This is a genomic window from Gemmatimonas sp. (genome assembly GCF_031426495.1).
In the GTDB taxonomy this organism is placed as follows: domain Bacteria; phylum Gemmatimonadota; class Gemmatimonadetes; order Gemmatimonadales; family Gemmatimonadaceae; genus Gemmatimonas.
Genome location: NZ_JANPLK010000043.1, coordinates 25,359 through 50,050, shown reverse-complemented (window position 1 = coordinate 50,050; position 24,692 = coordinate 25,359). Strand labels below are relative to the sequence as shown.

General features: G+C 66.1%; 23 protein-coding genes and 2 tRNA genes. 24 read left to right on the top strand and 1 reads right to left on the bottom strand.

What is annotated here, in order from left to right:
- The first annotated feature begins 62 nt into the window (after nucleotides 1-62).
- The 15 genes from infC (at nucleotide 63) to recN (ending at nucleotide 15,261) form a co-directional block, all read left to right on the top strand.
- Nucleotides 63-581 carry a translation initiation factor IF-3 gene (infC, locus tag RMP10_RS11395; RefSeq protein ID WP_345785795.1) on the top strand — a complete coding sequence of 173 codons (519 nt, stop codon included), beginning with the start codon at nucleotides 63-65 and terminating at the stop codon, nucleotides 579-581.
- Between the two features lie 66 nt (nucleotides 582-647).
- The gene (rpmI, locus tag RMP10_RS11390; RefSeq protein WP_309672297.1) at nucleotides 648-845 is read left to right on the top strand and encodes a 50S ribosomal protein L35; all 198 of its coding nucleotides are present in this window, start codon (nucleotides 648-650) and stop codon (nucleotides 843-845) included.
- 9 nt (nucleotides 846-854) lie between these two features.
- Nucleotides 855-1,229 (top strand): 50S ribosomal protein L20, encoded by a 375-nt coding sequence (gene rplT, locus RMP10_RS11385; RefSeq protein WP_310570385.1) that lies wholly within the window; start codon nucleotides 855-857, stop codon nucleotides 1,227-1,229.
- A gap of 69 nt (nucleotides 1,230-1,298) precedes the next feature.
- Nucleotides 1,299-2,384, top strand: a complete 1,086-nt coding sequence (gene pheS / locus RMP10_RS11380; protein WP_310570384.1) for a phenylalanine--tRNA ligase subunit alpha — start codon at nucleotides 1,299-1,301, stop codon at nucleotides 2,382-2,384.
- Nucleotides 2,381-4,822, top strand: coding sequence for a phenylalanine--tRNA ligase subunit beta (pheT, locus tag RMP10_RS11375; protein ID WP_310570383.1), 2,442 nt, complete (start codon nucleotides 2,381-2,383; stop codon nucleotides 4,820-4,822). Before pheS ends, pheT begins: the two co-directional genes overlap by 4 nt.
- Nucleotides 4,812-5,252 carry a hypothetical protein gene (locus RMP10_RS11370; RefSeq protein ID WP_310570382.1) on the top strand — a complete coding sequence of 147 codons (441 nt, stop codon included), beginning with the start codon at nucleotides 4,812-4,814 and terminating at the stop codon, nucleotides 5,250-5,252. Before pheT ends, RMP10_RS11370 begins: the two co-directional genes overlap by 11 nt.
- Nucleotides 5,249-5,560 carry a cell division protein ZapA gene (locus tag RMP10_RS11365; RefSeq protein ID WP_309672302.1) on the top strand — a complete coding sequence of 104 codons (312 nt, stop codon included), beginning with the start codon at nucleotides 5,249-5,251 and terminating at the stop codon, nucleotides 5,558-5,560. The genes RMP10_RS11370 and RMP10_RS11365 overlap by 4 nt, the downstream gene beginning before the upstream one ends.
- Before the next feature lie 251 nt (nucleotides 5,561-5,811).
- Nucleotides 5,812-7,398: a ribonuclease Y gene (gene rny, locus RMP10_RS11360; RefSeq protein ID WP_310570381.1), complete on the top strand. Its 1,587-nt coding sequence runs from the start codon at nucleotides 5,812-5,814 to the stop codon at nucleotides 7,396-7,398.
- Nucleotides 7,388-8,272, top strand: a complete 885-nt coding sequence (locus RMP10_RS11355) for a bifunctional 5,10-methylenetetrahydrofolate dehydrogenase/5,10-methenyltetrahydrofolate cyclohydrolase (protein ID WP_310570380.1) — start codon at nucleotides 7,388-7,390, stop codon at nucleotides 8,270-8,272. Before rny ends, RMP10_RS11355 begins: the two co-directional genes overlap by 11 nt.
- Nucleotides 8,273-8,277: 5 nt before the next feature.
- Complete coding sequence (gene xseA / locus RMP10_RS11350) at nucleotides 8,278-9,519, top strand: exodeoxyribonuclease VII large subunit (protein ID WP_310570379.1); 1,242 nt, start codon at nucleotides 8,278-8,280, stop codon at nucleotides 9,517-9,519.
- Nucleotides 9,516-9,728 carry an exodeoxyribonuclease VII small subunit gene (gene xseB / locus RMP10_RS11345; protein ID WP_310570378.1) on the top strand — a complete coding sequence of 71 codons (213 nt, stop codon included), beginning with the start codon at nucleotides 9,516-9,518 and terminating at the stop codon, nucleotides 9,726-9,728. The genes xseA and xseB overlap by 4 nt, the downstream gene beginning before the upstream one ends.
- A 4-nt stretch (nucleotides 9,729-9,732) precedes the next feature.
- A complete protein-coding gene (locus tag RMP10_RS11340; protein ID WP_310570377.1) occupies nucleotides 9,733-10,647 on the top strand; it encodes a farnesyl diphosphate synthase in 915 nt (304 codons plus the stop codon).
- Nucleotides 10,648-10,760: 113 nt separating this feature from the next.
- On the top strand, nucleotides 10,761-12,653 hold the full coding sequence (gene dxs, locus RMP10_RS11335) for a 1-deoxy-D-xylulose-5-phosphate synthase (protein WP_310570376.1): 1,893 nt from the start codon (nucleotides 10,761-10,763) through the stop codon (nucleotides 12,651-12,653).
- Nucleotides 12,653-13,522, top strand: a complete 870-nt coding sequence (locus RMP10_RS11330; RefSeq protein ID WP_309672309.1) for an NAD(+)/NADH kinase — start codon at nucleotides 12,653-12,655, stop codon at nucleotides 13,520-13,522. Before dxs ends, RMP10_RS11330 begins: the two co-directional genes overlap by 1 nt.
- An 11-nt stretch (nucleotides 13,523-13,533) precedes the next feature.
- Nucleotides 13,534-15,261: a DNA repair protein RecN gene (gene recN, locus RMP10_RS11325; protein ID WP_310570375.1), complete on the top strand. Its 1,728-nt coding sequence runs from the start codon at nucleotides 13,534-13,536 to the stop codon at nucleotides 15,259-15,261.
- Here the strand turns inward: recN and RMP10_RS11320 are convergent.
- Nucleotides 15,237-16,928: a hypothetical protein gene (locus RMP10_RS11320; RefSeq protein ID WP_310570374.1), complete on the bottom strand. Its 1,692-nt coding sequence runs from the start codon at nucleotides 16,926-16,928 to the stop codon at nucleotides 15,237-15,239. The genes recN and RMP10_RS11320 overlap by 25 nt on opposite strands.
- Before the next feature lie 168 nt (nucleotides 16,929-17,096).
- Between RMP10_RS11320 and RMP10_RS11315 the strand changes: the two genes are divergently transcribed.
- The 9 genes from RMP10_RS11315 to dapA all read left to right on the top strand — a co-directional run bounded on the left by RMP10_RS11315 (nucleotide 17,097) and on the right by dapA (nucleotide 24,691).
- Entirely contained in the window at nucleotides 17,097-18,896 is a 1,800-nt protein-coding gene (locus RMP10_RS11315; protein WP_309672312.1) for a hypothetical protein, read from the top strand.
- A 52-nt stretch (nucleotides 18,897-18,948) separates the two neighbouring features.
- Nucleotides 18,949-19,021 (top strand) — tRNA-Gly (locus RMP10_RS11310).
- 168 nt (nucleotides 19,022-19,189) lie between these two features.
- A tRNA-Leu gene (locus tag RMP10_RS11305) sits at nucleotides 19,190-19,274 on the top strand.
- A gap of 91 nt (nucleotides 19,275-19,365) precedes the next feature.
- Nucleotides 19,366-19,587, top strand: a complete 222-nt coding sequence (locus RMP10_RS11300) for a hypothetical protein (RefSeq protein ID WP_309672313.1) — start codon at nucleotides 19,366-19,368, stop codon at nucleotides 19,585-19,587.
- A gap of 32 nt (nucleotides 19,588-19,619) precedes the next feature.
- Entirely contained in the window at nucleotides 19,620-20,612 is a 993-nt protein-coding gene (locus RMP10_RS11295) for a M20/M25/M40 family metallo-hydrolase (protein WP_310570373.1), read from the top strand.
- Complete coding sequence (asd, locus tag RMP10_RS11290; RefSeq protein WP_309672315.1) at nucleotides 20,609-21,685, top strand: aspartate-semialdehyde dehydrogenase; 1,077 nt, start codon at nucleotides 20,609-20,611, stop codon at nucleotides 21,683-21,685. The genes RMP10_RS11295 and asd overlap by 4 nt, the downstream gene beginning before the upstream one ends.
- The gene (gene lysC, locus RMP10_RS11285) at nucleotides 21,682-23,037 is read left to right on the top strand and encodes a lysine-sensitive aspartokinase 3 (protein ID WP_310570372.1); all 1,356 of its coding nucleotides are present in this window, start codon (nucleotides 21,682-21,684) and stop codon (nucleotides 23,035-23,037) included. The genes asd and lysC overlap by 4 nt, the downstream gene beginning before the upstream one ends.
- Nucleotides 23,034-23,780, top strand: a complete 747-nt coding sequence (locus RMP10_RS11280) for a dihydrodipicolinate reductase C-terminal domain-containing protein (protein ID WP_310570371.1) — start codon at nucleotides 23,034-23,036, stop codon at nucleotides 23,778-23,780. The genes lysC and RMP10_RS11280 overlap by 4 nt, the downstream gene beginning before the upstream one ends.
- Before the next feature lie 20 nt (nucleotides 23,781-23,800).
- A complete protein-coding gene (dapA, locus tag RMP10_RS11275) occupies nucleotides 23,801-24,691 on the top strand; it encodes a 4-hydroxy-tetrahydrodipicolinate synthase (RefSeq protein ID WP_310570370.1) in 891 nt (296 codons plus the stop codon).
- The last annotated feature ends 1 nt before the right edge of the window (nucleotide 24,692 follow it).

Here is a 24,692-nt window from a genome sequence, read left to right as displayed (position 1 = left end):
GTGTGCGACGCGGACTCCTCCAGGGGTTCGCGTTTTCTGTTTCTTCTACTGGAGCACGGCCTATTCAGGATTCGACGAAGCGTCCGCCACGGGTGAACCGGCAGATCCGGATCAGCCCCGTTCGCGTGATCGGCGCCGACGGAAGTCAGCTCGGTATCATGGAAGTCGACGTGGCGCTCGCCCAGGCAGTCGAACAGGGGCTGGATCTCGTCGAAGTGGCGGCTGCCGCGCGGCCGCCCGTGGTCCGAATCATGGACTTCGGGAAGTTCAAGTTCGAGCAGGCCAAGCAGGCACGAATCGCGAAGAAGAAGCAACATGTGATTCATCTGAAAGAGGTCAAGTACCGACCGGGCATCGATGATCACGACTTCGAAACGAAGACCCGCCACGCGCGGCGCTTTCTCGAGGAAGGCAACAAGGTGAAGGTGACGCTGATGTTCCGCGGTCGACAGATCGCCCATCCTGAGCTTGGCAGGCAGGTGGTCGATCGGGTGTCTCAGGAACTCGCCGATCTCGCAAAGGTCGAGAGCGCGCCGTCCATGGAAGGAAAATCGATGACGATGATTCTCGCGCCGAAGTAAACAGCGCGTGATCGCATGCAGAGCCGCTTCCGCATCGGAGCGGTTGACCGTAGCCGTGAGCAGAACATGCCAAAGATGAAGACCCACAGTGGCGCCAAAAAGCGCTTCTCCGTGACGGGATCGGGGAAGATTCGGCGTCTGAAGGCGTACAAGAGCCATATCCTGACCAAGAAGACGTCGAAGCGTAAGCGCAATCTCCGCCGTCCGACTATCGTCGCGACCAACGGCGAAGTGAAGCGTATCAAGCGTCTCATCTTGTCATAAGGAGCCACCATGCCTCGCGTAAAATCCAACGTCGTCCGCCTCAAGCGGAAGAAGCAGATTCTCAAGCACGCCAAGGGTGCCTTTGGTGGCCGGTCCAAGCTCTGGAAGGCCGCCAAGGAAACCGTGGAGCGTGGCTGGCGCTATGCGTACCGCGACCGCAAGAACAAGAAGCGCGACTTCCGTCGCCTCTGGATCGTGCGTATCAATGCCGCGGCGCGCATGCACGACATGTCGTACAGCGTGTTCATCAACGGGCTCCACGCCGCTGGGATCGAGATCGACCGTAAGGTCCTCGCCGACCTCGCCGTGCGCGAGCCGGAAGCGTTCGCGCTCATCGCTGAGCAGGTGCGCAAGGCGATCGAAGCCAAGTCGGCCGCCGCGTAACGAATTCGTGCAGCACGCCGTGAACGGCCGCGCCGTTCGTGGTTAAGTTGCAGGGCCGACATCGACGCGATGTCGGCCCTTCGTGCATCCGCGGCGGACCCGTTCCGCCATCCGTCGCGATTCCCCGATTTCCGATTTCGTCTCGTGCAACTTTCCGAGTACCTCGCCCAGGCGAATGCCCTCGCTCACGACGCGCGCGCGCTCCTTGATGGGCTCGATCCCGACACGCGCCTCGACGTGGCCAAGGGACAGCTCAACGCCCTCAAGGATGACCGGCTCGCCGCCCTGCAGGGCGCGCTCCGCGCGCTGCCCGCCGACGATCGCCGCGCGGCCGGCACCGCCTTCAATACGCTCAAGCAGGGCATGCAGGAAGCACTCGACGTCTTCGCGGCGCGACAGGCCTCGGCAGCCGGTGCCTCGACGTTCGATGCGACCATGCCGGCGCGCAGTGTGTGGCGTGGCTCGCTGCATCCGGTCACGCTCGTAATCGACGAGATCTGCGAGATCTTCCGCGAACTCGGATTCACGATCGCGCTCGGTCCGGAAGCGGAGACGGAGTGGTACAACTTCGGTGCGCTCAACTTCCCGCCTGACCATCCGGCGATGGAGCTGCACGACACGTTGTATCTCGGCAAGGACACGTTGCTGCGCACGCATACGTCGCCCGTGCAGGTACGCACACTGCAGCAGTACAAGCCACCGGTGCGAGTGCTCGCGCCGGGGCAGGTGTATCGCCGCGACTTTTTCGATGCGACGCACGCGCCGGCCTTCATGCAGCTGGAAGGACTCGCTGTGGATGAAGGTATTTCCTTCGTGGATCTCAAGGCCACGCTTGCCGAGTTCGCTCGTCGCTTCTACGGGGCCTCGCGTCGCGTGCGCTTCGGCCCCTCGTATTTTCCATTCGTCGAACCCGGCGCGCAGATGGATGTCGAGGTCGATCTGAACGACGGAAAGGGCCTGCGTTGGGTCGAGATTCTGGGCTGCGGCATGGTGCATCCGCACGTGCTCGATGACGCGGGACTCGATAGCGAGAAGTTCATGGGATGGGCGTTCGGTATGGGACCGGCGCGCATCGCGATGTCGCGCTACGACATCAGCGACATCCGCGTGCTGTACGATTCCGACGTCCGTTTCCTGGAGCAGTTCGCGCGATGATCGTTTCTCATGAATGGCTCAAGCAGTTCGTGCCGCACACGCGCTCCGCGCAGGACATCGGCGATGCGCTCAGCCGCCACTGCGTCACGCTCGACAACATCGAGCGGCTGGGTGCCGAACTCGCGTCGTTCGTCGTCGCGCAGGTCGTCGAAGCGGGTCGGCATCCCAATTCCGATCATCTCTGGGTGACCAAGGTAGACGACGGCAGTGGGACGCTGCTCGATGTCGTCTGCGGCGCGCCAAATGTCGTCGTGGGCACCAAGTATCCCTTCGCACGGACTGGCACGGTCATGCCGGGTGGCCTCAAGATCGAAAAGCGCAAGATTCGCGGGGAGACGAGCAACGGCATGCTCTGCTCGTCGCGGGAACTCGGCCTTGGTCAGGAGCACGACGGCATCCTGGCGCTCGAGACCGACGCGGTGCCGGGCACGGCGCTGCTCGACGTGCTGCCGATCGCCGATGCCCGATTGGATCTCGACGTGTTGCCGAACCGCCCTGATCTTCTATCGCACGTCGGCGTGGCGCGCGAAGTCGCCGCCGTGCTGGGCGTGCCGATGTCCGAGCGACCGGCCGAGATCTCGCCGGCGGCGCCGAACGTGCCGGTGCACAGTGCGCCGTCGAGTGCTGCCGGCGCGCACGCGACCGTACGGATCGACGATGCCGTCAGCTGCCCGCGGTACGTTGCGGCCGTGATCACCGGCGTACAGGTCGGGCCGAGTCCCGATTGGCTGCGCCAGCGTCTGGAGAGCATCGGCCAGCGCAGCATCAGCAACGTGGTCGATGCCACGAACTATGTGCTACACGGCCTCGGACAGCCGGTCCATGCCTTCGATCTCGCCAAGCTGTCGGGCAAAGGCATCGTAGTCCGGCCAACGGTCGATGGCGAATCGATTGTGACCCTTGATGGCACCTCGCGCGCGCTCGCGGCCGGTACCACCGTGATCTGCGACGGTGCACGCCCAGTCGCTCTGGCTGGTGTGATGGGTGGCCTCGACAGCGAAGTCACCGCGTCGACCACTGACGTGCTGTTGGAAGTCGCCGTGTTCGAGCCGAGGTTCGTACGTCGCGTGCGTCGTGTCGTGCATTTGTCCACCGATGCGTCGTATCGCTTCGAGCGCGGTGTGGACGGTGGCAACACGCTCGAGGTGGCGCGCACGGCTGCTGCACTTATTGCGCAAGTCGCCCATGGACAGGTGGTCGAGTTTATCGATGTGGGCGTGCCGACGGCCGCGCGGAATGCGGTGACGGTGCGTCCGTCGCGGCTCGCGCGCGTGCTCGGCGTCGTCGTCGCGCCGTCGGAGATTCGCCACCGCCTCGAGTCGCTGGGCTGTACCATCGTCGAGGACGCCCACGGGTTGGTCGTCACGCCGCCAACGTGGCGACATGACTTGCTCATCGAAGTCGACCTGATCGAAGAAGTCGCGCGACTGGTGGGATTCGACACGCTGCCCGACGAACTGCGGCCGTTCCGACCGGGCAATGCACCTGATCATCCGTTGCATCTCGCCGGTCGTCGCGTGCGCGATCTATTGGTGGGTATGGGTCTCGCTGAGACTCGTCCGATGCCGTTCACCAGCACCGGCAACGAGCACACACCGCGCGTGCGCAATCCACTGGCGGATGACGAACCGTTCTTGCGCGCGTCGATTCTCGACACGCTCGCCCGTCGTGCGGAGTACAACCTCACGCGTATGCAGGGCAATCTGCGCCTGTTCGAAGTCGGAAACGTGTTCATCGGCACGTCGGACCGACTTCCTCGTGAGGAGGTCCGCGTCGCGGCGCTGATCATGGGCGGTCGTCGTCCGGCCCATTTCACCGAGCCACAGCCGCCGGCGTTCGACGTGTGGGATGCGAAGGAGATCGCCGTGCGCGTGCTGGCCGCGGCGTTCCCGGGCAAGGCGGCTACAGCAACGGCTGGCGCCGGGCCGGCCATCTGGACGCTCGCGGTCGAGGGCCTGGGGGAAGTTGGTACGGTCGAAGCGGTCACGCTGGACCGTCCGGTCTGGGCGAGTGAGGCATTCGGTATCGAGGTCGTCTTGGGTGTGATGCCGTCGGCCGACGTGGCGCCGCCGCGCGCCCACGAACACACGGCCGCTCCGATCGAGCGGGAATCTCCGGCCTCGGCCGGGATCCGATTCACGTCGCTCCCGACCACGCCAGCGGCCGAGATCGATCTGGCCCTGCTGGTGCCGGACGGCGTCGCGGCCGCCACGGTCGAGCAGGCGCTGCGCCGTGCCGGTGGTGAACTGCTCGAGCAGGTCGCGCTGTTCGACGAATTCCGCGGAGCCGGCGTGCCAGAGGCGCATCGGAGCCTGGGTTGGCGGTTGACGTTCCGCCATCCGGAGCGCACCCTGCGGGACAAGGAAATCGAAGGTCGGCGCGCCCGCCTGCTGGATCTCCTCGATAAGGAACTCGGTATCCGTCCACGTGCGTCCTGAAACTGCCGCGTTTCGCGAACTCGATACGCTCGTTCGTAACCTCAGCGACCAGCTGGCGGGGTACCGCCGGCGGGCGCTGTCGGCTGAGTCGCGCACGCGTGAACTCGAACAACTGGTGGCCGAGCGGGACGGGACACTGATCGAGGTGCGGGCGGATGCCCAGCGATCGAATCAGACGCGGGCGCTGCTCGAAGCCAAGGTTCGAGAGCTCGAGGCCAAAGCTGAGCTGGCCAGGGCGGAAGTGGTGCGTGTGCAGGCAGCCTTCGCGGCGGCGGCGGAGGCGGCCACGCCGCAGGCGGTCGACAGTGAACTGGCCCGTGAAAATGAGCGGCTGCGGACCCGCCTCGCCGAGGCTGGGGAAAAAACCACCCAACTGGGCGAGCGCGTGCGCTTTCTCCGTCAGCAGATCGGCCACGGAGCGGAGCGATGATCGACAGCAAGCTGGTGGTCAAAGTCCGGATCGTCGGCGAGGAGTACACGCTTCGAACCGAAGCCTCACCGGAGCATACCAAGGCGGTGGCGGAACACGTCGATCGGACAATCCGAGCCATCATGGGCGGGAGTTCCACGATGGAAACGCAAAAGGCGGCGATCCTGGCCGCGCTGCAGATCACCGACGAGCTGTTCCGCGAACGCTCGGCCGTTGAGTTGCTGACCACGGACATCAAACAGCTGGCCACCGATATTCGACCGCTGCTGCCTCCCGCCAAGCGTGGCGAGGACGGCAATCTGGTCTGAGCAGCGGCCCGTCAGCCGACAATGCGTGGGCGAGACGGTGGTCGTCTGGTGCTCCCCGTTGCGGGTCCCCCGACGCGTCCGTACGTTCTGAAAGTCAATGGCATGCGCGCACCCCTGTGCCGCGGCAGCGGAGGTCGCTCCCTCTCCGCCGGCCGCGGCGCATCGTGATAGTCGCCCGTGCCGTGCGCACGATAGATCTGCTGGAAAACGATCAAGAACCCGCGATCAACCGCGGTGGAGCATAGATCCTCATGGGCGAGATTCCCGCAGCGGCGCTAGTTGGCGCCCTTGGGTTTATCGCGGCTGTCGTCGCGTACGTTGTCGGACGACAGTCGTGGCGTAAAGTGGAGACGACCGAGCAACAGCGCGCCCTCGTCGTCGCCGAAGAGGGTGCAGTCCGCGTCATCGATGAGGCGAAGCGCGAGGCGGAGACGCTGAGGCGGGGCGCGATCGTCGCCGGTAAGGAGGAAGTCCTCCAGCTGCGGGAGTCGCACGAGCAGGATGTGCGGCAGCGCCGCGTCGAGCTCGAACGCGAGGAAAAGCGGGTACTCGAGCGCGAAGCCCAGCTGGATCGTGCGCGCGAGTCGCTCGAGAGCCGCGAGCAGGAAGTGCAGCGTCGGGGATCGGAGCTGGGGCGACGAGAGGCGGTCGCTACGTCAAAAGAACAGGAAATCGACAAACTCGTCGCTGACGAACGGCGCAAGCTCGAGCAGTTGGCGGGTCTCAGCGCGGATCAGGCGAAGGCCGAGCTGATTCGCCGGCTTGAGGACGAAGCGCTGGCGGATGCGGCCAGTCGGCTGCGCGAGATTCGCGAGTCCGCCAAGCGCAACGCGGACCGGGAGGCCAAGAAGATCGTGGCGCTCGCCGTGCAACGTGTCGCGGCCGAAACCACGGCCGAGACCACGGTATCGGCTGTATCCCTGCCGAATGACGAGATGAAGGGACGTATCATCGGCCGCGAGGGGCGGAACATCCGCGCCTTTGAATTGGCGACCGGTGTGGACGTGATCATCGATGACACGCCGGATACGGTGGTGGTGTCCTGCTTCGATCCGGTCCGTCGCGAGACGGCGCGCCTCGCGCTCGAGAAGCTCGTGAGCGACGGGCGCATCCATCCGGGGCGCATCGAAGAAGTGGTCGCGAAGGCTCGCAAGGAAGTCGAAGTCGCGATCATCGAGACCGGCGAGCAAGCCGCGTACGATGTCGGAGTGGCGGGACTGCACCCCGAGCTCATCAAGCTCATCGGCCGCATGAAGTGGCGTACCAGTTATGGCCAGAACATTCTGTCGCACTCCAAGGAAGTCGCGTGGCTGGCCGGCATGATGGCCGCGGAACTCGGGCTCGATGTCGCGCTCGCGAAGCGTGGCGCGCTGTTGCACGACATCGGTAAAGTGCTCACGCATGAGCACGAAGGCACCCATGTGCAACTCGGCGTCGAAGTCGCCACCAAATACGGAGAGAATCCGTTGGTGGTGAATTGTATCGCGGCCCACCACGACGACGTGCCGCACGAGAGTGAAGTGTCGGTGCTCGTGCAGGCCGGCGACAGCATTTCCGGTTCTCGCCCCGGTGCGCGGCGCGAGGCCTTCGAGACCTACGTGAAGCGGCTGGAGGGACTGGAGAAGATTGCGTCGAGCTATCGCGGTGTGGAGCGAGTGTTCGCCATCCAGGCCGGCCGGGAGATTCGCGTCGTCGTCACGCCGGAACAGGTGGACGACACGCGCATGACAGCGCTTTCGGAAGAGATCGCGCGTCGCATCGAGTCCGAGCTTCAGTATCCTGGGCAGATCAAAGTCGTGGTCATTCGAGAGAGCCGGGCGGTGGATTTTGCCCGCTGAACTGATCGACGGCAAAGCGATTGCGGCGAACGTGCGCGCCGATGTGGCGCGCGACGTGGTCGCGTTGCGCGCGCATGGGGTGGTGCCCGGGCTCACCGTGGTCCTTGTTGGCGACGACATGGCCAGCGCGACTTATGTGGGAGCCAAGGAGAAGGCGTCTCGCGAGGCCGGCATGACGGGAGGCACCATTCGTCTCCCGGCTGACACGACGCAGGACGCCTTGCTCGCGCTCGTGGCGCAGTTGAACGCGGACGAGGCGGTGCACGGGATTCTCGTGCAGATGCCCCTGCCGAAGCACATCGATCCCGATACGGTGATCCGGCATATCCGTCCCGACAAGGATGTCGATGGCTTCCACCCGGAGAACGTCGGCAAGCTGCTGATTGGACACACCGACGGCTTCGTGTCCTGCACCCCGGCGGGTGTGATCGAGCTGTTACTGCGCAGCGGCGTGCAGACGCGCGGCGCCGAAGTGGTGGTGGTCGGTCGCAGCAACATCGTCGGGAAGCCGATGGCTGCGCTGTTGGTGCAGGCGCGGGCCGGTGGTGACGCCACGGTCACGGTCTGTCACAGCCGCACGAAAGACTTGGCATCGCACACGCGTCGCGCCGACATCTTGATCGTGGCGGCCGGCCGCGCTGAAATGATCAGGGGGGACATGATCAAGCCCGGCGCGGTGGTGATCGACGTCGGCATGAACAGCGTGCCCGATGCCACGCGCGCCAAGGGCAGTCGCTTGTGCGGTGACGTGCATTTCGCGAGCGCCGTAGAAGTCGCGTCGCGGATCACGCCCGTTCCCGGTGGTGTCGGGCCGATGACCATCGCGATGTTGCTCCGCAACACCGTGCGTGCGGCCGAACGCACGGTGAGCTGAGTCTCGTGGCCGGGCGCCGCACGAGCGGATATCAGAGTTACGGTCCACCGGTGCCCTCCGACGAGGCACCGGGAAGCGCGCCGGAGTCGGCAATTGCCGTGCACACGCTGACCAGTGCAGCCAAGGATCTGATCGAGGGCGCCTTCCCGCCATTGTGGGTGCGCGGTGAGGTCAGTGATTTCAAGGCGCACCGGAACGGGCACTGGTATTTCGCCCTGCGCGATGCCGAGGCGCAGGTGAAGTGCGTCATCTGGAGTTCGGCCGCCAAGCGTATTCCGGCGCCGCCCGACGACGGCATGCAGGTGCTCGCCTACGGCCAGATGACGGTCTGGCCCGTGCGTGGAGACCTGCAATTTTCCGTGCGCGCGCTCGAGGCCGAAGGGGATGGCCTCTGGCGAAAGGCGCTCGAACGCACCCGGCTCAGCCTCGAAAAGGACGGCCTGCTCGATCCTGCCCGGAAGCGCGCGCTGCCGCCGTTCCCGCGGCGAATCGCCGTCATCACGAGCCCCGATGGCGCGGCGATGCACGACATCATCACCGTCGCGCGAGCCCGCAGCGCCGACGTGGAGATCGTGATCGTGGCCGCCAAGGTGCAGGGCGAGGGCGCGCCGGAATCGCTGGTGGCCGCGATCGAGCGCGTGAGCCGGTGGCAGGACGCCGACGTGCTCATCATCGGGCGCGGTGGGGGGGCACGGGAGGATTTGTGGGCCTTTAACGACGAGCGCGTAGCGCGGGCGCTGGCGGCGTGTCCGATCCCCACAGTCTCGGCCGTCGGCCACGAGGTGGACGTGACGATCTGTGATCTGGTTGCCGACGTCCGCGCGGCAACGCCGTCGGCGGCGGCCGAGCTGGCGGTTCCGTCGCGTCGTGAAGTCATCGCCCGGGTCGAGTCGCTCGGTAGTCGACTGGCGGCGGCGGCGAGGCGGCGTGAGGAGCGCGCCATCGCCGCGCTGGCACAGGTGCAGAAGCGGTTGGGGCTCGCGGCGACGCGCATCGTGGAGCGCCGTCGTTCCCGCGTGGAGTCACTCGCCGGTCAGCTCAACGCGCTCTCGCCATTGAGCACGTTAGCGCGTGGGTTTGCGGTGGCGCGAACGCCCGAGGGCGCTACTTTGAGCGGACGGGATCAGTTCGTGCCGGGTGCCCCATTTGACCTGTGGCTGCGGGACGGCATCGTGTCGGCGATCGCAGGGGCGGGGCGTCCGCTCCCCGAGTCGGTTCCGGGATTTCCATCTGAGGAGGGCGTATGAGCTTCGAACAGTCACTGACCCGCCTGGAGGAGATCGTGCGCGAGCTCGAACGCAACGACGTCGATCTCGAACAGGCACTTCGCCTCTTCGAGGAGGGCATCACGCATCTGCGTACGGCGGGTGAGGCGCTCAAGATGGTCGATGCCCGTGTACAGCAGCTGGTCGAGGCGGCCGACGGGTCGTTCTCGGTCGTCGAGCTGGGCGGCTGACGCGATGACGCCGGTCGGAACCAGTACCGAGACGTCGGCGCCGTCGTTTGCGACCGAACGCGCCGCGGTGCAGCAGGCGCTCGACGCATTTTGCGCACGCTGGCTCGGCGAGATCGCGCCGCTGACCGCCGAGGCGATCCGGTACTCGCTCCTCGGGGAAGGGAAGCGGCTACGCGCCATCCTGCTGATGGAGGCCTACCGCGCCTGTGGCGGGGCCGGCGATGCCAAAGATCTCGCCGCCTCGGTCGAGGTCGTCCACGCGTACTCGCTGGTACACGACGACCTGCCGTGCATGGACGACGATGACGTCCGGCGTGGCCGGCCCACGGTGCACCGGGTCTACGGGGTTTCCGTGGCGACGGCGGCCGGATTGGCGATGGTGCCGATGGCAGCGCGCAGCGCGTGGCACGCCTCGAAAGCGATGGGACTTTCCGACGCCGTCTCGGGCGATATCGTGCGCGATCTGATGGACGCGTCTGGTGCCGGGGGGATGATCGGCGGACAGCTCCTCGATCTCGAGGCCGAAGGTGTGCACCTTACCCTCGAGGCGCTGGAGCGCGTGCACCGCCTCAAGACGGGTGCGCTGATCATGGCGTCCGTCACGCTGGGGGCAAGAGCCGCGCTGGCGCCCGAGTCGCGCCGTCGGGCGCTCGCCCAGTACGGTGCGGCCATCGGTCTGGCGTTTCAGATCGCCGACGATGTGCTGGACATCACGGCGACAACGGACCAATTGGGAAAGACGGCCGGGCGCGACATTGCCCTGCACAAGAGCACCTATCCGGCCCTGCTGGGTGTGGATGGAGCGATTGAGCGTGCTGTGGCGTTGGTCGAAGAAGGATGTCGTGGCCTGGCGGACGAGGGGCTGCTCACGCCCACGCTCGATCAGTTGGCTCGCTATATCGTGGAACGGCGTTCGTAGGCTGGCGCCGGTGGTCGAGAAGTCCGTATTGCTGCCGTTTCGCATTTCCCCGTACCTGCTGGTCGTACCTGATCGCCGCGGATGTCTGCCGCGACGCACATCCTGACTCCGTCATGTCAATTCTCGAAGGCATCAACTCACCCGCGGATCTGCGCGGCCTGTCGCGCGACGAGCTTCGCACTCTCGCGCAGGACATACGCGAGCGCCTGATCGACGTCTGCTCACGCACCGGCGGCCACATCGGCGCGGGTCTCGGCGTGGTCGAGTTGACGATCGCGCTGCACACCGTCTTCGAAACTCCGAAGGATCAGCTGGTGTGGGACGTCGGACATCAGGCGTATCCGCACAAGTTGCTGACCGGACGGAACGCGGACATGGAGTCGCTGCGACAGGAAGGCGGATTGTCCGGCTTCCTCAAGCGCACCGAAAGCGAATACGACACCTTCGGCGCCGGTCATGCCGCCACCGCGATTTCGGCGGCGCTGGGAATGGCCGCTGGACGCGACGTGCTTGGCGAGCAGTTCAAAGTGGCCGCGATTATCGGCGACGGCTCGATGGGCTCCGGACTGGCCTACGAGGGCCTCAACAACGCCGGCCATTCGGATCGCGACATCATCGTGGTGCTCAACGACAACGAGATGTCGATCGCGCCGAACGTCGGCGCGATGCACAAATATCTCACGAGCATTCAGCGCAACCCGCTCTACAACCGCTTGCGCTCGCGCATCGGTGACATCGTCGACAACGCACCGGCGCCCTTCGCCGGCGTAAGCACGCTGGTGCGGAAGTGGGAAGAAAGCGTGAAGTCGCTGCTGACGCCCGGCGTGCTCTTCGAAGAGCTCGGCTTCCGCTACTTCGGCCCGATCGACGGACATGATCTGGACGCATTGCTGGAAACGTTCATGGCCGTGCGTGCCATGAATACGCCGCGACTGGTGCACGTGATCACGAAAAAGGGCAAAGGATTCCCGGCTGGCGATCACGGGGAGAAGTGGCATGCCCTGCCGCCCGGCCACGACCCGGCCACCGGCAAGCAGCTGGCGGTGTCCACGGCGAATCCCGCGTACACCACGGTCTACGGTAAGGGCCTCGCCGAACTCGGTGACGAGCGGAAGGACATCGCCGTGATCACCGCGGCCATGCCGACCGGTACCGGCACGGTGCCGTTTGCCAAGGCATTCCCCGAGCGCTTCTTCGATGTCGGTATCGCCGAAGGACACGGCGTCACGTTCGCGGCCGGTCTCGCGACGCGCGGCGTCCGTCCGATCGTGACGATCTACTCCACGTTCCTGCAGCGCGGCTACGACAACATCATTCACGATGCGGCGCTCCAGAAGCTGCCGGTGGTGTTCGCGATGGATCGCGCGGGACTCGTTGGCGAAGACGGCGAGACGCACATGGGTCTCTACGATATCGCGTACATGCTCACGATTCCGGGCATGACGGTGACCGCGCCGAAGAACGGTGCCGAGATGCTCGGACTGCTGCGCGCTGCCGTCGACCACACGGATGGGCCGTTTTCGTTGCGCTATCCGCGTGATGCCTCGCCCGACATTCCTGGCGCGATGTCGCAGATCGCCGCTACGCCGTACGCGACCTGGGAAGTGCTACGTCATGGCCGTGATGTCGCGATTCTCGCCGTTGGTACGATGGTGAATCAGGCGCTCGCTGCCGCCGACCTGCTGGCCGCGGACGGCATGGACGTGACCGTCGTGAACTGCCGCTACCTCAAGCCGTACGATGAAGTCACGTTGAACGCGATTCTCGCCAGCCACACGCACGTGCTCACGGTTGAGGAGGGTACGGTCGTGAATGGATTCGGCGCATTCATCAGCTCGGTCATTCACCGACAGGCACCGACGGTTCGCACGGCGGTGCACGGCGTACCTGATCGCATCATCTACTCCGCGCCACGGCAGAAGCAACTGTCGTCGCTCGGACTCGACCCGGCTGGCATCGCGGATCGCGTGCGCGCGCTGCACGAATCCGAAGCACTCGCCGGTTGATGCGCGTCGGCGTCATCGGCCACAAGGGATACGTCGGACTTCCTGCGATCCTCGGCACACTGCTCGACATCGCGCCGGACCTCGGGCTGACGTTGCTCTTCGAACAGGATCTCTGGGAGATTGCTGAGGAGGGGGAAAAGCTCGAGACGCCCGAGCAGGTCGACGCGCTCTTCACGCTCGGCGGGGACGGTACGCTCCTGCGCGGCGCGAGATTCTTGAACGGCCGCACGGTGCCGATTCTCGGGATCAATCTCGGTCGACTCGGCTTTCTCACGGCGTGCAGCGGTGAAGAGTTCGAAACAGGCGTACGCCGCTTTGCGGCCGGGGATTTCGTCTCCGAGCCGCGCATGGCGCTCGAGTCGTGTGCGCTCGATCGTGATGGTGTCGAACGGTGCAGCTGGCTCTCGTTGAATGACGTTGTCCTGCACAAGGGCGGCTTCGCGCGCGTGGTGAAGTTCACGGTGTTCGTGGACGACGAAGCCATTGGGTCGTACTCGGCTGATGGGCTGGTGGTGTCTACGCCGACCGGCTCTACGGGCTACTCGCTGTCCGCAGGCGGGCCGATCGTCGTGCCGACCGTGGAAAGCATCGTCCTGACGCCGGTCTCACCGCACACGCTGGCCATGCGGCCGCTGGTGCTGCCACCTCATGTCGAGGTCAAAGTGCGTGCGGATGATGGGCCTGAAGAACTTTTGGTGACGATCGACGGGCAGGTCGGGACTACGTTCACCGGTGGTGAGACGTTGGTCGTCCGCAAGGCGCGCAGTGCGGTACAGATTGTGCGCTTTCCGGGCACGACGTTCTTTACGCGATTGCGCCGGAAGCTCGGGTGGGGCGGACTGTCCGAGCGCGACGGCGAGACGATTTGAGGAGGTAGGGCATGCTCGTCGAGCTGCGCATCCGCAACGTGGCGGTGATCGACACGGTGGCGTTGCCGCTGGCGGCGGGGCTGAACGTGCTGACGGGCGAGACGGGCGCCGGGAAGTCGCTCATCGTCGGGGCCTTGGGCATGCTGCTGGGCGAGCGCGCCGCGACCGACCGCGTTCGCAGCGGTGCCGACAAGGCAACCGTTGAGGGCGTATTCGAGCCGGGATCCATGCCAGCGTTGCGGGCGATGCTCGACGAGCGTGGTATCGACGCCGACGAGGACACGTTGGTGCTCAAGCGCGAGATCGGCAGCAACGGGCGATCGCGCGCGTGGATCAACGGGTCACCGGTGACCGCGGCCGTGCTGGCCGAGGTTGGGGCGCAGCTGGTGAGCGTACTCGGACAGCATGACTCGCGGCAGCTGGTCGATGCTGAACATCAACGCGATGTACTCGACGCCTTTACCGGCGCGCTCGACATTCGGGCGCGCGTCGCCGACGCATTCGCGCAACTCGGCGCGCTGCGATCCCGCGAGCGCGAGCTTGACGTGCGCCGTCAGGATGCGGCCAAACGCGCGGACTATCTGCGTTTCGTTGCGCGTGAGATCGATGACGCGAATCCGGTGGTCGGTGAAGACGAGACGCTCGATGGCGAGATCCGACGCCTGTCGCACGCCGAAGAGTTGCAGACGCTAGCGGCGCAGGCCGCGACCGCGATTTCCGGTGATGAACGCGCGGCGCTCACGCGTCTCGCGAGCGTGCGTCGTGCGCTGGTCTCGCTCGAGCGCATCGATCCTGACACCGGACGCTGGCAGGTCGGCTTCGACGCCGCTGTCTACGCGCTCGATGAGTTGGTCCGTGAGCTTGAAACGTATGCGGAGTCGATCGAGGCCGATCCGTCGCGGCTGCGCACGCTGGAGCGGCGTCGTGATCAGCTCTTGTCGCTCATGCGGAAGCACGGGCCTACGCTGCAGGAAGTGATCGATACGGGATCGCAGGCCCGCGCCGAACTCGATCTGGTGGACGGCGGCACGCTCGATCTCGCCGCCATCGCGGATGCGCGCGCGGCAGCGGAAGGTGCGCTGGTGGAAGCCGCGGCCGAACTGACGCGCCGCCGGCAGTCGGGCGCGCAGCAGCTCGCCCGTGCGGTCACGCAGCTATTGCCCGAACTCGGTATGCCCGAGGGACGCTTGCAGGTGGTGCTCACGCCGGTCGACCAGATCGGCGCGTTCGGGGCGGAGCAGGTCACCTTCGTGGCCGCGCTGAATGCCGGCGGCGAGGCGCGTCCGCTGGGACGTCTCGCGTCGGGCGGAGAGCTTGCGCGCGTGATGCTGGCGCTCAGCACCGTGCTGGCGCGCCTGCAGCAGGTGCCGACTCTGGTGTTCGACGAAGTGGATGCCGGCATCGGCGGCGCGGTGGCGTGGCAAGTCGGTGCGCTCATGCGACGGGTGGCCAAGCATCACCAGGTGCTTGCCATTTCGCATCTCGCCCAGATCGCCGCTCGCGCGCATCATCACGTCGTCGTGCGCAAGAGCGCGATCGGTACGGTCACCACAGCGGATACCACGGTCGTTCGCGACGAGCCGCGCGTGATCGAGATTGCGCGCATGCTGGGCGGCGACGCCGAGCGTGAGATCAGCCGGGCACATGCGCGGGAACTGCTGGAGCGCGGTGAGGATGAGGATAGCAACGGGTCGCCAAACGCGGCCCCGGTGCGTCAGCGACGCGGAAAGCCCGTATAAATCCGAAGTTCGAGCCGGTCGCTGGTGGCCGACGGAACCGTCCCTCCCGAGCCCGACACCGGAATGGTGTGCGAATAAATGACTTCGGCGGGGAAGCGGGAACGACCGCGCACATAGCTCGCCAGCGTCGAGAAGCTCGCGCCGAATGCGGCCGCCTGCATGGTGCGCGACGGCATCGCAACATCGCTCATGAGCGTCGCGCTCGACATTGGATCGCCGCCCTCGTACCGGTCGGCCCCCCATCGTCGAACCAGATAGGCGGCGGAGAGTCCGAAGAACTGTCCGATGGACACGCGCGGTGCGACCTCGAGCTCGAGTCGGGTGCCCAGGGATCGCGTGGCCGTTCCCACGGTGAATGCGTCGAAGACGTTTGCGTCGGTTCGGAAGGGGAGCGCCACAGCGATCTGGTCGGACAGCGGCTTGACCGCACGTACCGTCGTGCTCATCCAGAAGGCCTTCGTCAGCACGAGATCCGTGGTGCTGCGCACCAGAAGCGCGTTCGCGCCCTCGCCGATCGGCACATCGAACGGATCGTCGGTACGGTCAGCGCCCGCGGTGCCAAAGCGCCAGCCGGCGGTGAGCATACTGCGTACGCCGCGCGACGGCGTCAGCAATCGACGTACTTGATCCGCCTGAAAGCTGTCGAACAACAGGTATGACGCCGTGAGGTCGATGTCGCCGATACCGGCGCGACGGGTGTTGCCCAGTCGGGTGTAGCCCAGCTTCCACGCCGTGTCACTGACGATGCGCGTCATGCCGCCCGGGCCGTAGACGGTCGTGGCGCCAGCGGGTGCGGCTCCCTCCACGATGTTGGTGATCCCCAAGGCGGCGAACTCGGAGCGCAGGGTGGCGATCGTGGTCCGCACCGCGGCTTGTGCGCTCCCGTTATCGATCGGGACCACCGGCGCGCCTCCCTTCGTCGCATCGCCGTACACCGACGCAATGGTGGTGCGCGTTGTTCCGGCGCGGATCAGCAATGACTGCGCGGCGGCGCCGTTGGCGCGGATGGCGTCGCATCCGGTGGCTGTCCCTAATGCGCACCGAGCGATCTCGGCGGTGAGCTGCGTCCGCGCCAGATCGAGTTGTGACAGCACCGCACCGTTCGCGGAACGCGCCGCGGCGCCTGTACCCGACGCATACGCGGGGTTTATGCCGACATTCGCCGTTGAGCCCACGCGATTCAGCAGGAGCTGCGACACATCGCGCGACTCGACGTACGGTACGAGGAGCCGCAACGACAAGCGGCGCGTCAGTCCGAGGCTCACACCAAGTGGGGCAATGCTCTGACGCACTTCGCCGGCAGCGTCGAGCGCGCCAAGCGAAAGCGCGAACGCAGACTGGCCGGTCAGCGTTCGGACGCCCGCCTCGGCGGACACGAGCTGGGGGAAAATCGCCACGCCCGCCTGCGACGTGGCCAATGACGCGAAGAGCGGCCGCGTGGTCGTGCCGCCACTCGCGGTCGGCGCATACACGGCATCCCAGTCATTCCACAGCCCCGAGATCAGGAACCGCTTGCTCCCCTTCGGCAGGGGAATCGCGTCATCCCCGAGCCCCGCCACGGTCTGCGCATGTACGGAGCGCGGTCGCGCGACAGCGCCGGCCAGCAGTGCACCGCCGAAGGCGACCAGCGTGCGGAGCGAAACGGCGAAGCGAAACGCGGACGGCAATCGGTGTAAGGCCAAGGCGAGTTGTCATGTACGAGGTGAAGCAGCGCGTCTCAGCCGGACGCCCTCGTCAGGCATCGGTCGGAAGCGTCGTGCGCCGAACCGGCTAGATTAGCCCTGATCAGAGGGGGCGTCAACGAAACCCCTCGTCCCGTCACTTGAGAGCGTGCTGTGCATCTTCCTCCTGTCCCTTGGCAACTCACCGGAAATCACTGGCTGACCCTGCCTTGTATCAACCCGACGGACGGCGCGATTCACGCGGTCGGGCTGCTGCATCGTGGAGCACGGGCCGCGATCGAGTTCGCCGGATCGCCGGATTTCATGTCGGGGCAGGGTACCCCGCTCATGGGGCCGGTGTTGCGTGTGGACGGAAATGTCCGTGTGCTCGCGGCCGAAGGCATCGCCTGGGAGCGTGCGGTGGGCTGGCTGCCGACGTTCACCTGCACGATCGGCTCCCTGGTCGTGCGCGGGACCATCTTTGCGCCGTACGGCCGCGACGCCGACATGGCGGGCGCCGTGTACACGTTCGCCGTGGAGAATCGTGGGGCGACTGACGTCGATTTGGAGATCGCGCTCGAGGGAGCACTAGGCCATCGCCAGCAGCGCGTGCGGACCCCGCGCCCCTTCGACGACGACCATCTGGTCAGCATTGGTCCCGATGATGTGGTGTTGCTCGAGGGGGCGGCGATTCCGGGTCTTGCCGCCATCGCGATCGGCAGCGACGGACCCGCGACACTCGAGGTTCCCACCGAAGCCTCGCGCGATTCCCGGCCGTTCGCCATTCGGCGCACACTCATCGCGCCGGCGAATGGAGCCGTGCAGGCCGCGTTCTACATTGCGGTCGGCCCCGAGCGTGACGGGGCGCAGGCCACGGTTGCGGTGTTACGGCGCCGCGGATGGCGTGCGTTGCTGACGGCGACCCGCGAAGCGCTGTCGGCGCTCGAACAGACGACCGGCAGCGATGTGATGGATCGCATCGTAAACCGGAATTTGCTGTTCGCGTACTTCTACGGCGTGGGGCGCGGCCTCGATGATGCACACTATTACCTCGTGCGGTCGCGGGCTCCCTGGCACTCGATGGGCTGCACGGTTCGCGACTGGGAAGCGCTGATGTGGACGCTCCCCGCGGTCCAGTTGGCCGATACGGGCTTGGCGCGTGAACTGTTGGTGCGCGCCTGCGAGCTGCATGGCTACGCCCCCGGTCAGGGCGTGCATTACATCGACGGCACACTGTTTCAGCCGGGATTCAGCATTGAGGGGCCGGCGGCGTTTGCCATTGCCACCGATCGCTACATCCGCGACTCGGAGGACGACCAGATCGTGGAGGATCCTGTCGTCGCGGATACGTTGTATCTCGCATCGGAGGACATCACGGCGCGCCGCGATGAACGGGTTCCGCTGTATTCCACCGAAGTGATGCCCTCGGGCGCGCCCGCCAAGTATCCCTTCACGTTGCACGGGAACGCGGTCGTTGCCCTCGCCTTGGATGTGTTTCGCCGGACCCTCGACGAGGAAGCGGCGGCGGGCGTCGAAGACCCGGCCGCCGTACGCGCGGCCATCCGACGGCATTTTGCCGTCGATCGCGGTGAGAAGGCGCGGCTGGCCGTCGCAGTCGACCTCACGGGCAACGCGTCGCTCGACGACGATGCCGTCGGCTCGTTGCTCTGGTTACCGCTCTACGAAGCCCTCGATCGGGATGATTCGCTGTATCGCCGCTCGGTCCGCGCGCTGCGCGCCGAGGGTGCCGCTCCCGAAGCGACGGCGCTGTTACCGCAGATCGCGCGTCTACTGGGCCCGGAGGCACAGGAGGTGTTGGCGTGGCTCCGTCGGGCACCCCTCGACAACGGGATCGCCGCCGAATTCGTGGATGCCGAGGGACGTGCGCTCAGCAATGGCGGTGACGCCGCGCTGGCCGGACTCCTGGCTCACACCGTCTGGTACGCCGCACACGCACTGGGACTTCGGGCGTGATTGCCTCGCGCCGCTTGTCCGCGTCAGGCCACCCTGCTAAAATCCGGTCTGTGCGGGAATAGCTCAGTTGGTAGAGCACAACCTTGCCAAGGTTGGGGTCGCGGGTTCGAGTCCCGTTTCCCGCTCTGATCGGTGTTGCTGGTGCACACGGCACCCTGCAGTGTCGTAAAACGGGAGCGCTTCGGCGTTCCCGTTTTGCGTTGCACCGCCGGGCGCACTAAGCTCTGAGGATCACCCGCGCAGTACGATCGCAGTGCGGTCGTACTGCGACGGGGAGCCGACGACGGCGCGATACCCGGATGGCGAAACCGGTAGACGCGTGAGACTTAAAATCTCCTGCCTCACAAAGGCGTGCGGGTTCGAGTCCCGCTCCGGGTACGTTGCCGTCGTCACTCTCACGCGCGCTGTATGTCGTCGCCCGTGCGAGATTTTCGCGTAGACCGAGTACTCCCAATGGCCTGGAGCCCAGATGCGAACAGTGCGCGACCCGCGCGGTACCACATGGATTTGCCTCGAATTGCCGGAAGTGCCGGTCGATCAGCGCGACGCGGCCTCGGCGCTCCCCGCCGACACGGTGGCGATCGAGTGCAACTCAGGGGCCGAGCGGGTGATTGCACTGGTGGCCCCGGGCTGGGACGACGACATGGACGACGCGACGCTGTCTAAGACGATCGCCGAGTTCATGCAGTAGGAGGCGAGCGGCGTCGATTGTATGTTTCGGCTATGTCCGACGTCGTCACGCTCGCTACCGAATTACTCTCCGTCGAATCCACCACCGGCCGCGAACGGGACGCGGTGGATCTCGTCGCGCGCTGGCTCATCGCGCGTGGCTGGAACGTGTCACTCCAGGAAGTCGAGCCGGGTCGCTCGAATGTCTGGGCCACCCTCCGCGGTGGCGGGGTGACGCTCTCCACGCACCTCGACACCGTTCCGCCCTACGTACCGCCTCGACTCGAGGGCAATCGGCTCTACGGTCGCGGGTCCTCCGATGCGAAAGGCATCGCGGCGGCCATGATGATCGCCGCCCAGCGATTAGCCGATGCAGGCGAGGAGCGCGTCGACTTGCTCTTCGTGGTCGGTGAGGAGAAAGGGTCGCCAGGCGCGCGCGCCGCGAACCGCCTGCCAGCCACCAGCAGATTCCTGGTGAATGGCGAGCCGACTGAGAGCAAGCTCGCGTCGGGTTGCAAAGGCGCGCAGCGCGTCATCGTGCGGGTGCGCGGACGCGAGGCGCACTCCGCCTATGCGCACTTGGGCAGCAGCGCGCTCGAACCGCTGCTCGATCTGCTCCCGCAACTGCGCGATCTGGAGCTTCCCGTCGATCCCATTCTCGGCGAGACCACCTACAACATCGGCGTCCTGCGCGCGGGCACCGAGGCCAACATCGTCCCGGGACTCGCTGAAGCCGAGATCATGATTCGCCTCGTTGGCGACATTGCCCCGGTGAAGCAGGCGTTCACCGAGTGGGCAGGCACACGCGCCGAGTTGATCTGGGGCTCGCACATCCCTGCGCAGTATTTCCACGTGCTCAACGGCTTCGAGGTGATGCCCGTTGCATACACGAGCGACATCCCGCTACTCGATCGCTGGGGGACGCCGCTGTTGTTCGGCCCGGGATCCATCCACGTGGCCCACACGCCCATCGAATACATCGATGTGGTGGAACTCGAAGCGTCCGTCGGCGCTTACGAACGAATCGTCCGCACTCTGCTCGCATGAACACGCCCGTGACACGCTGGCCGGTCGCCGTTCTCGGCGCGACCGGCGCCGTCGGCCAGGCCTTCATCCGCCTGCTCGAAGGCCACCCCTGGTTCGATCTCGTCGAAGTCGCAGCTTCGGAGCGCAGCGCCGGCAAATCGTACGCCACCGCGACCCGTTGGCTCGAAGGCACGATGCCATCGGCGGTCGCTGGTCTCGAGGTGAAAGCGTGCACGCCGGAGCAGGTGAGCGCGCCAATCGTGTTCTCTGCGCTCGACTCGTCGGTCGCCGGTGAGGTGGAGGCTGCCTTTGCGGCCGCAGGGCGGCTCGTGCTCAGCAACGCGAAGAACTACCGGATGGAATCCGACGTGCCGCTCGTGATTCCCGAAGTGAACGGGGATCACCTCGAGCTGCTCACCCAGCAGCGCGCCAACCGCGGATGGCCCGGAGGCATCGTCACCAACGCGAACTGCGCGGTCACCGTCGCGGCACTGGCGCTGGCGCCGTTGCATGCGGCGTTCGGTGTCACGAAGGTGTTTATCACCACCATGCAAGCCGTGTCGGGCGCCGGGTATCCGGGCGTGCCGTCGCTCGACATCCTTGGCAACGTCATTCCGTACATTGGCGATGAAGAGCCGAAGATCGAGACGGAACTCGTGAAGCTGCTCGGCACGTACAACGGCGAGACGATCGTATCCGCGCCCATCGTAACGAGTGCGCATGCCAACCGCGTCGCGGTTGAACACGGCCACACCGTGTGCATGTCGGTCGCCTTCGAACGCGCGCCAACGCCGGAGCAAGCCCTCGAGACGTTGCGCTCCTGGAAGGGCTTCTCCGCCGTGCAGGGACTGCCGTCGGCGCCAGTGCCGGCCCTGATCGTGCGCGACGAGCAGGATAGGCCGCAAGCGCGTCGCGATGTCAACGCCGGCAACGGCATGGCCGTGACTATTGGCCGCGTGCGCGCGGACACGCTGTTCGACCTGCGACTCGTCGCCATGGCGCACAACGTGGTGCGTGGTGCCGCCGGCGGATCGATACTCAACGCCGAACTATTGGTGACCACCGGTCAGCTCGACGGGCTGGTCGCGTCGTGATCGTCGCCAAGTTCGGCGGCACCTCGGTGGCCGATGCCGCCGCGATCAACCGCGTGGTCGACGTCATCGTCAGCAAGCAGTCCAGCGGTCCAGTGGTGGTGGTCTCGGCGCTGGGTGGCGCCACCAACGTCCTGCTCGATGTCGCGCACAAGGCGGCGGGTGGTGAGTTGCTCGGCGCGCTGCAGCTGGTCGAACAGCTACGCGATCGCCATTTGCGCGAGGTACAGGCGCTGCTGGGCGGTGCGCCGGAAGCCGTCGAGTTGGCCCTCGAGATCAGCGCCAGCTTCGATGAGCTGGCGCATCTGGCGGAAGCCTTCCGGACGCTGGGTTATCTCACGCCGCGCTCACTCGATACGGTGGCGGCGATCGGCGAGCTGCTCTCGTCGCAGATCGTCGCCGCGGCATTCCGACAGCGTGGGTATCCGTCCGTCTGGATCGATGCGCGCGATGTGATGAAGACAAACGATTTTTTCACGCGCGCCGAGCCCGATGTCGAGGCCATCGCGCTCGCGACGCAGGAACATCTCCTCCCGCTCCTGCAGCAGGGAAAGATTCCTGTGATGGGCGGCTTTGTCGGGTCGGCACCCGGGCGCGTGACCACGACGCTGGGCCGCGGTGGGTCGGACTATACGGCGTCGCTGATCGGGGCGGCCATCGACGCGACGGCGATCGAGATCTGGACGGACGTGGACGGCATGTTGACGGCCGATCCGCGTGTCATTCCCGGTGCGCAGCTGATCGAGCGGATCAGCTTCGACGAGGCGGCGGAACTTGCCGCGTTCGGCGCGAAAGTGCTGCATCCCGCCACGATTGCGCCGGCGGTGCAGCGTGGTATCCCGGTGTTCGTGTTCAATTCGCGCAAGCCGGAAGGGAAGGGTACCATGATCGCATTCGACGCCCCCCGACTTCCTGTGCGTGCGATCGCGGGCAAGCGCAGCACGACGCTCGTGAAGCTTCGCTCCTCGCGCATGCTGCTGGCACCGGGCTTCCTGCGTCGTGTGTTCGAGGTGTTCGAAACGCATCGCACCTCCGTTGACGTGGTGACGACCTCAGAAGTGTCGGTGTCGGTGACGCTCGACGATGCCACGAATCTTGGCGCCATTCTGCAGGATCTCGCGGCGTTCGGCGACGTGGCGGTGGAACGTCGTAGCGGCATCGTGGCCATTGTCGGCGCCGGGATTGCCGACGGCAGCCGGGCGATCGCCGACGCGCTGATCGCCCTCGGACCGATTCCGGTGTACATGGCGTCGCTCAGTGCCACCGGTATCAACTTCACACTGGTGATCGACGACGAGCAGGTAGTGCCGGCCATGCAGCGACTGCACGCCGCATTCTTCGAGCGGTCGTCATGAGCATCCCATCCACAGTCGGCGCACCGACCGTCGGTCTGCCGGTGCGCGTGGCGCTGATCGGCATGGGACGCATGGGGCACGCGCTTGACGCGCTGGCTCCCGAGCGGGGCTGCACGGTCGTGGCTCGCCTTGATGCGGCTGAGATGTCGAACGGGATCACGGCCGCCGATCTGCACGGCGCGCAGGTCGCCATCGAGTTTACGACGCCGGAGTCGTCGGTAGCCAACGCCATCGTGCTGCTTGGTGTGCGGTGCCCTGTGGTCATCGGCACCACCGGATGGTCGGCGCAATTGCCGGCGGTCGAGGCCGCGGCGCGTGAGGCACAGTGTGCCGCCCTGTGGTCGCCAAACTTCAGCATCGGCGTGCAGCTGTTTCTCGCGATGGCGGAAGACGCGGCCCAACGCGCGCGACAGGTGTCTGGGTTCGACGCGCACGTGATCGAGACGCACCACATGGCGAAGCTCGATGCGCCCTCGGGAACCGGCATCGCCATCGCCGACCGTTTGCGCGAGGGGCTCGGGCGTGAGGTGCCGATCACCAGCGTCCGCACCGGCTCGGTGCCGGGCACGCACGAGATCATCTTCGATGCTCCCTTCGAGCAGATTCGTCTCGTGCATGAGGCGCGCGATAGGCGCGTGTTCGCCGACGGCGCGCTTACGGCAGCCCGGTGGCTCGCGGGCGCGCGCGCGCCCGGGGTGTACACGATGCGTGACGTCCTGGCATCGAGCCAGGCGATGTCCTGACCTCTCAGCGCGGAACGACGATGGCGCAGCGGCTCTTCGGGTGCGGTACCGCACTCGTCACGCCATTCCTGGCGGATGGTTCCATCGACGAAGTGTCCCTCCGGGCATTTGTCGAGTGGCAGGTCACGGAAGGGGTGCACATGGTGATACCGTGCGGCTCGACGGGGGAGGCGGTCACGCTCGCGCCGGCGGAGCATCGTCGCGTGGTCGAGATCACCGTGGAGCAAGTGAACGGGCGCGTGCCGGTGATTGCCGGCGCCGGCTCGAACGATACGCAGCGCGCGATCGCGACGTCGCTCGAGATGAAATCGATCGGTGCCACGCACCTGTTGCATGTCACGCCGATGTACAACAGGCCGCCGCAGCGTGCGATGCTCGCGCACTTCCGCGCCATCGCCGACGCGTGCGACCTGCCGATCGTGATCTACAACGTGCCCGGTCGCACGGCGATCAATCTCGAGGCCAGCAGCTGTCTGGAACTCGCGGCAGATCCGCGCTTCGTCGCCGTGAAGGAAGCATCGGGCAACCTTGCGCAGATCACGCAGATCCTTCGTGAACGACCCGAGCATTTCGCCGTGCTGTCCGGCGACGACGGGCTCACGCTCAGTGTCATGGCGCATGGAGGCGACGGCGTCATCTCGGTGATTTCCAATGTTGTTCCGGCCGTGATGTCGGCTCTCTGCGAGGCAATGGCGCGTGGCGATCTGGCGGACGCTCGGCGTCTCGATGCCGTGCTGGCGCCGGTCACGCATGCCGCCTTTATCGAGTCGAATCCCATTCCGGCAAAGGCGATGCTCGCGATGATGGGACGTATGCGGAACCAGCTGCGCCTGCCGCTGGTTCCGCTGCTCGCGACACACCACCCACTGCTTCGCGCGGCGCTCGTGCAGGCCGGCGCCCTCGCGGCGTAAC

Coding starts and splice junctions, on each gene's coding strand:
- dxs (WP_310570376.1), top strand. CDS start 10,761: ATGTCAATTCTCGAAGGCATCAACTCACCCGCGGATCTGCGCGGCCTG.
- rplT (WP_310570385.1), top strand. CDS start 855: ATGCCTCGCGTAAAATCCAACGTCGTCCGCCTCAAGCGGAAGAAGCAG.
- RMP10_RS11365 (WP_309672302.1), top strand. CDS start 5,249: ATGATCGACAGCAAGCTGGTGGTCAAAGTCCGGATCGTCGGCGAGGAG.
- dapA (WP_310570370.1), top strand. CDS start 23,801: ATGGCGCAGCGGCTCTTCGGGTGCGGTACCGCACTCGTCACGCCATTC.
- rny (WP_310570381.1), top strand. CDS start 5,812: ATGGGCGAGATTCCCGCAGCGGCGCTAGTTGGCGCCCTTGGGTTTATC.
- pheS (WP_310570384.1), top strand. CDS start 1,299: ATGTCGGCCCTTCGTGCATCCGCGGCGGACCCGTTCCGCCATCCGTCG.
- asd (WP_309672315.1), top strand. CDS start 20,609: ATGAACACGCCCGTGACACGCTGGCCGGTCGCCGTTCTCGGCGCGACC.
- RMP10_RS11300 (WP_309672313.1), top strand. CDS start 19,366: ATGCGAACAGTGCGCGACCCGCGCGGTACCACATGGATTTGCCTCGAA.
- xseB (WP_310570378.1), top strand. CDS start 9,516: ATGAGCTTCGAACAGTCACTGACCCGCCTGGAGGAGATCGTGCGCGAG.
- RMP10_RS11340 (WP_310570377.1), top strand. CDS start 9,733: ATGACGCCGGTCGGAACCAGTACCGAGACGTCGGCGCCGTCGTTTGCG.
- RMP10_RS11295 (WP_310570373.1), top strand. CDS start 19,620: ATGTCCGACGTCGTCACGCTCGCTACCGAATTACTCTCCGTCGAATCC.
- recN (WP_310570375.1), top strand. CDS start 13,534: ATGCTCGTCGAGCTGCGCATCCGCAACGTGGCGGTGATCGACACGGTG.
- RMP10_RS11330 (WP_309672309.1), top strand. CDS start 12,653: ATGCGCGTCGGCGTCATCGGCCACAAGGGATACGTCGGACTTCCTGCG.
- RMP10_RS11280 (WP_310570371.1), top strand. CDS start 23,034: ATGAGCATCCCATCCACAGTCGGCGCACCGACCGTCGGTCTGCCGGTG.
- rpmI (WP_309672297.1), top strand. CDS start 648: ATGCCAAAGATGAAGACCCACAGTGGCGCCAAAAAGCGCTTCTCCGTG.
- pheT (WP_310570383.1), top strand. CDS start 2,381: ATGATCGTTTCTCATGAATGGCTCAAGCAGTTCGTGCCGCACACGCGC.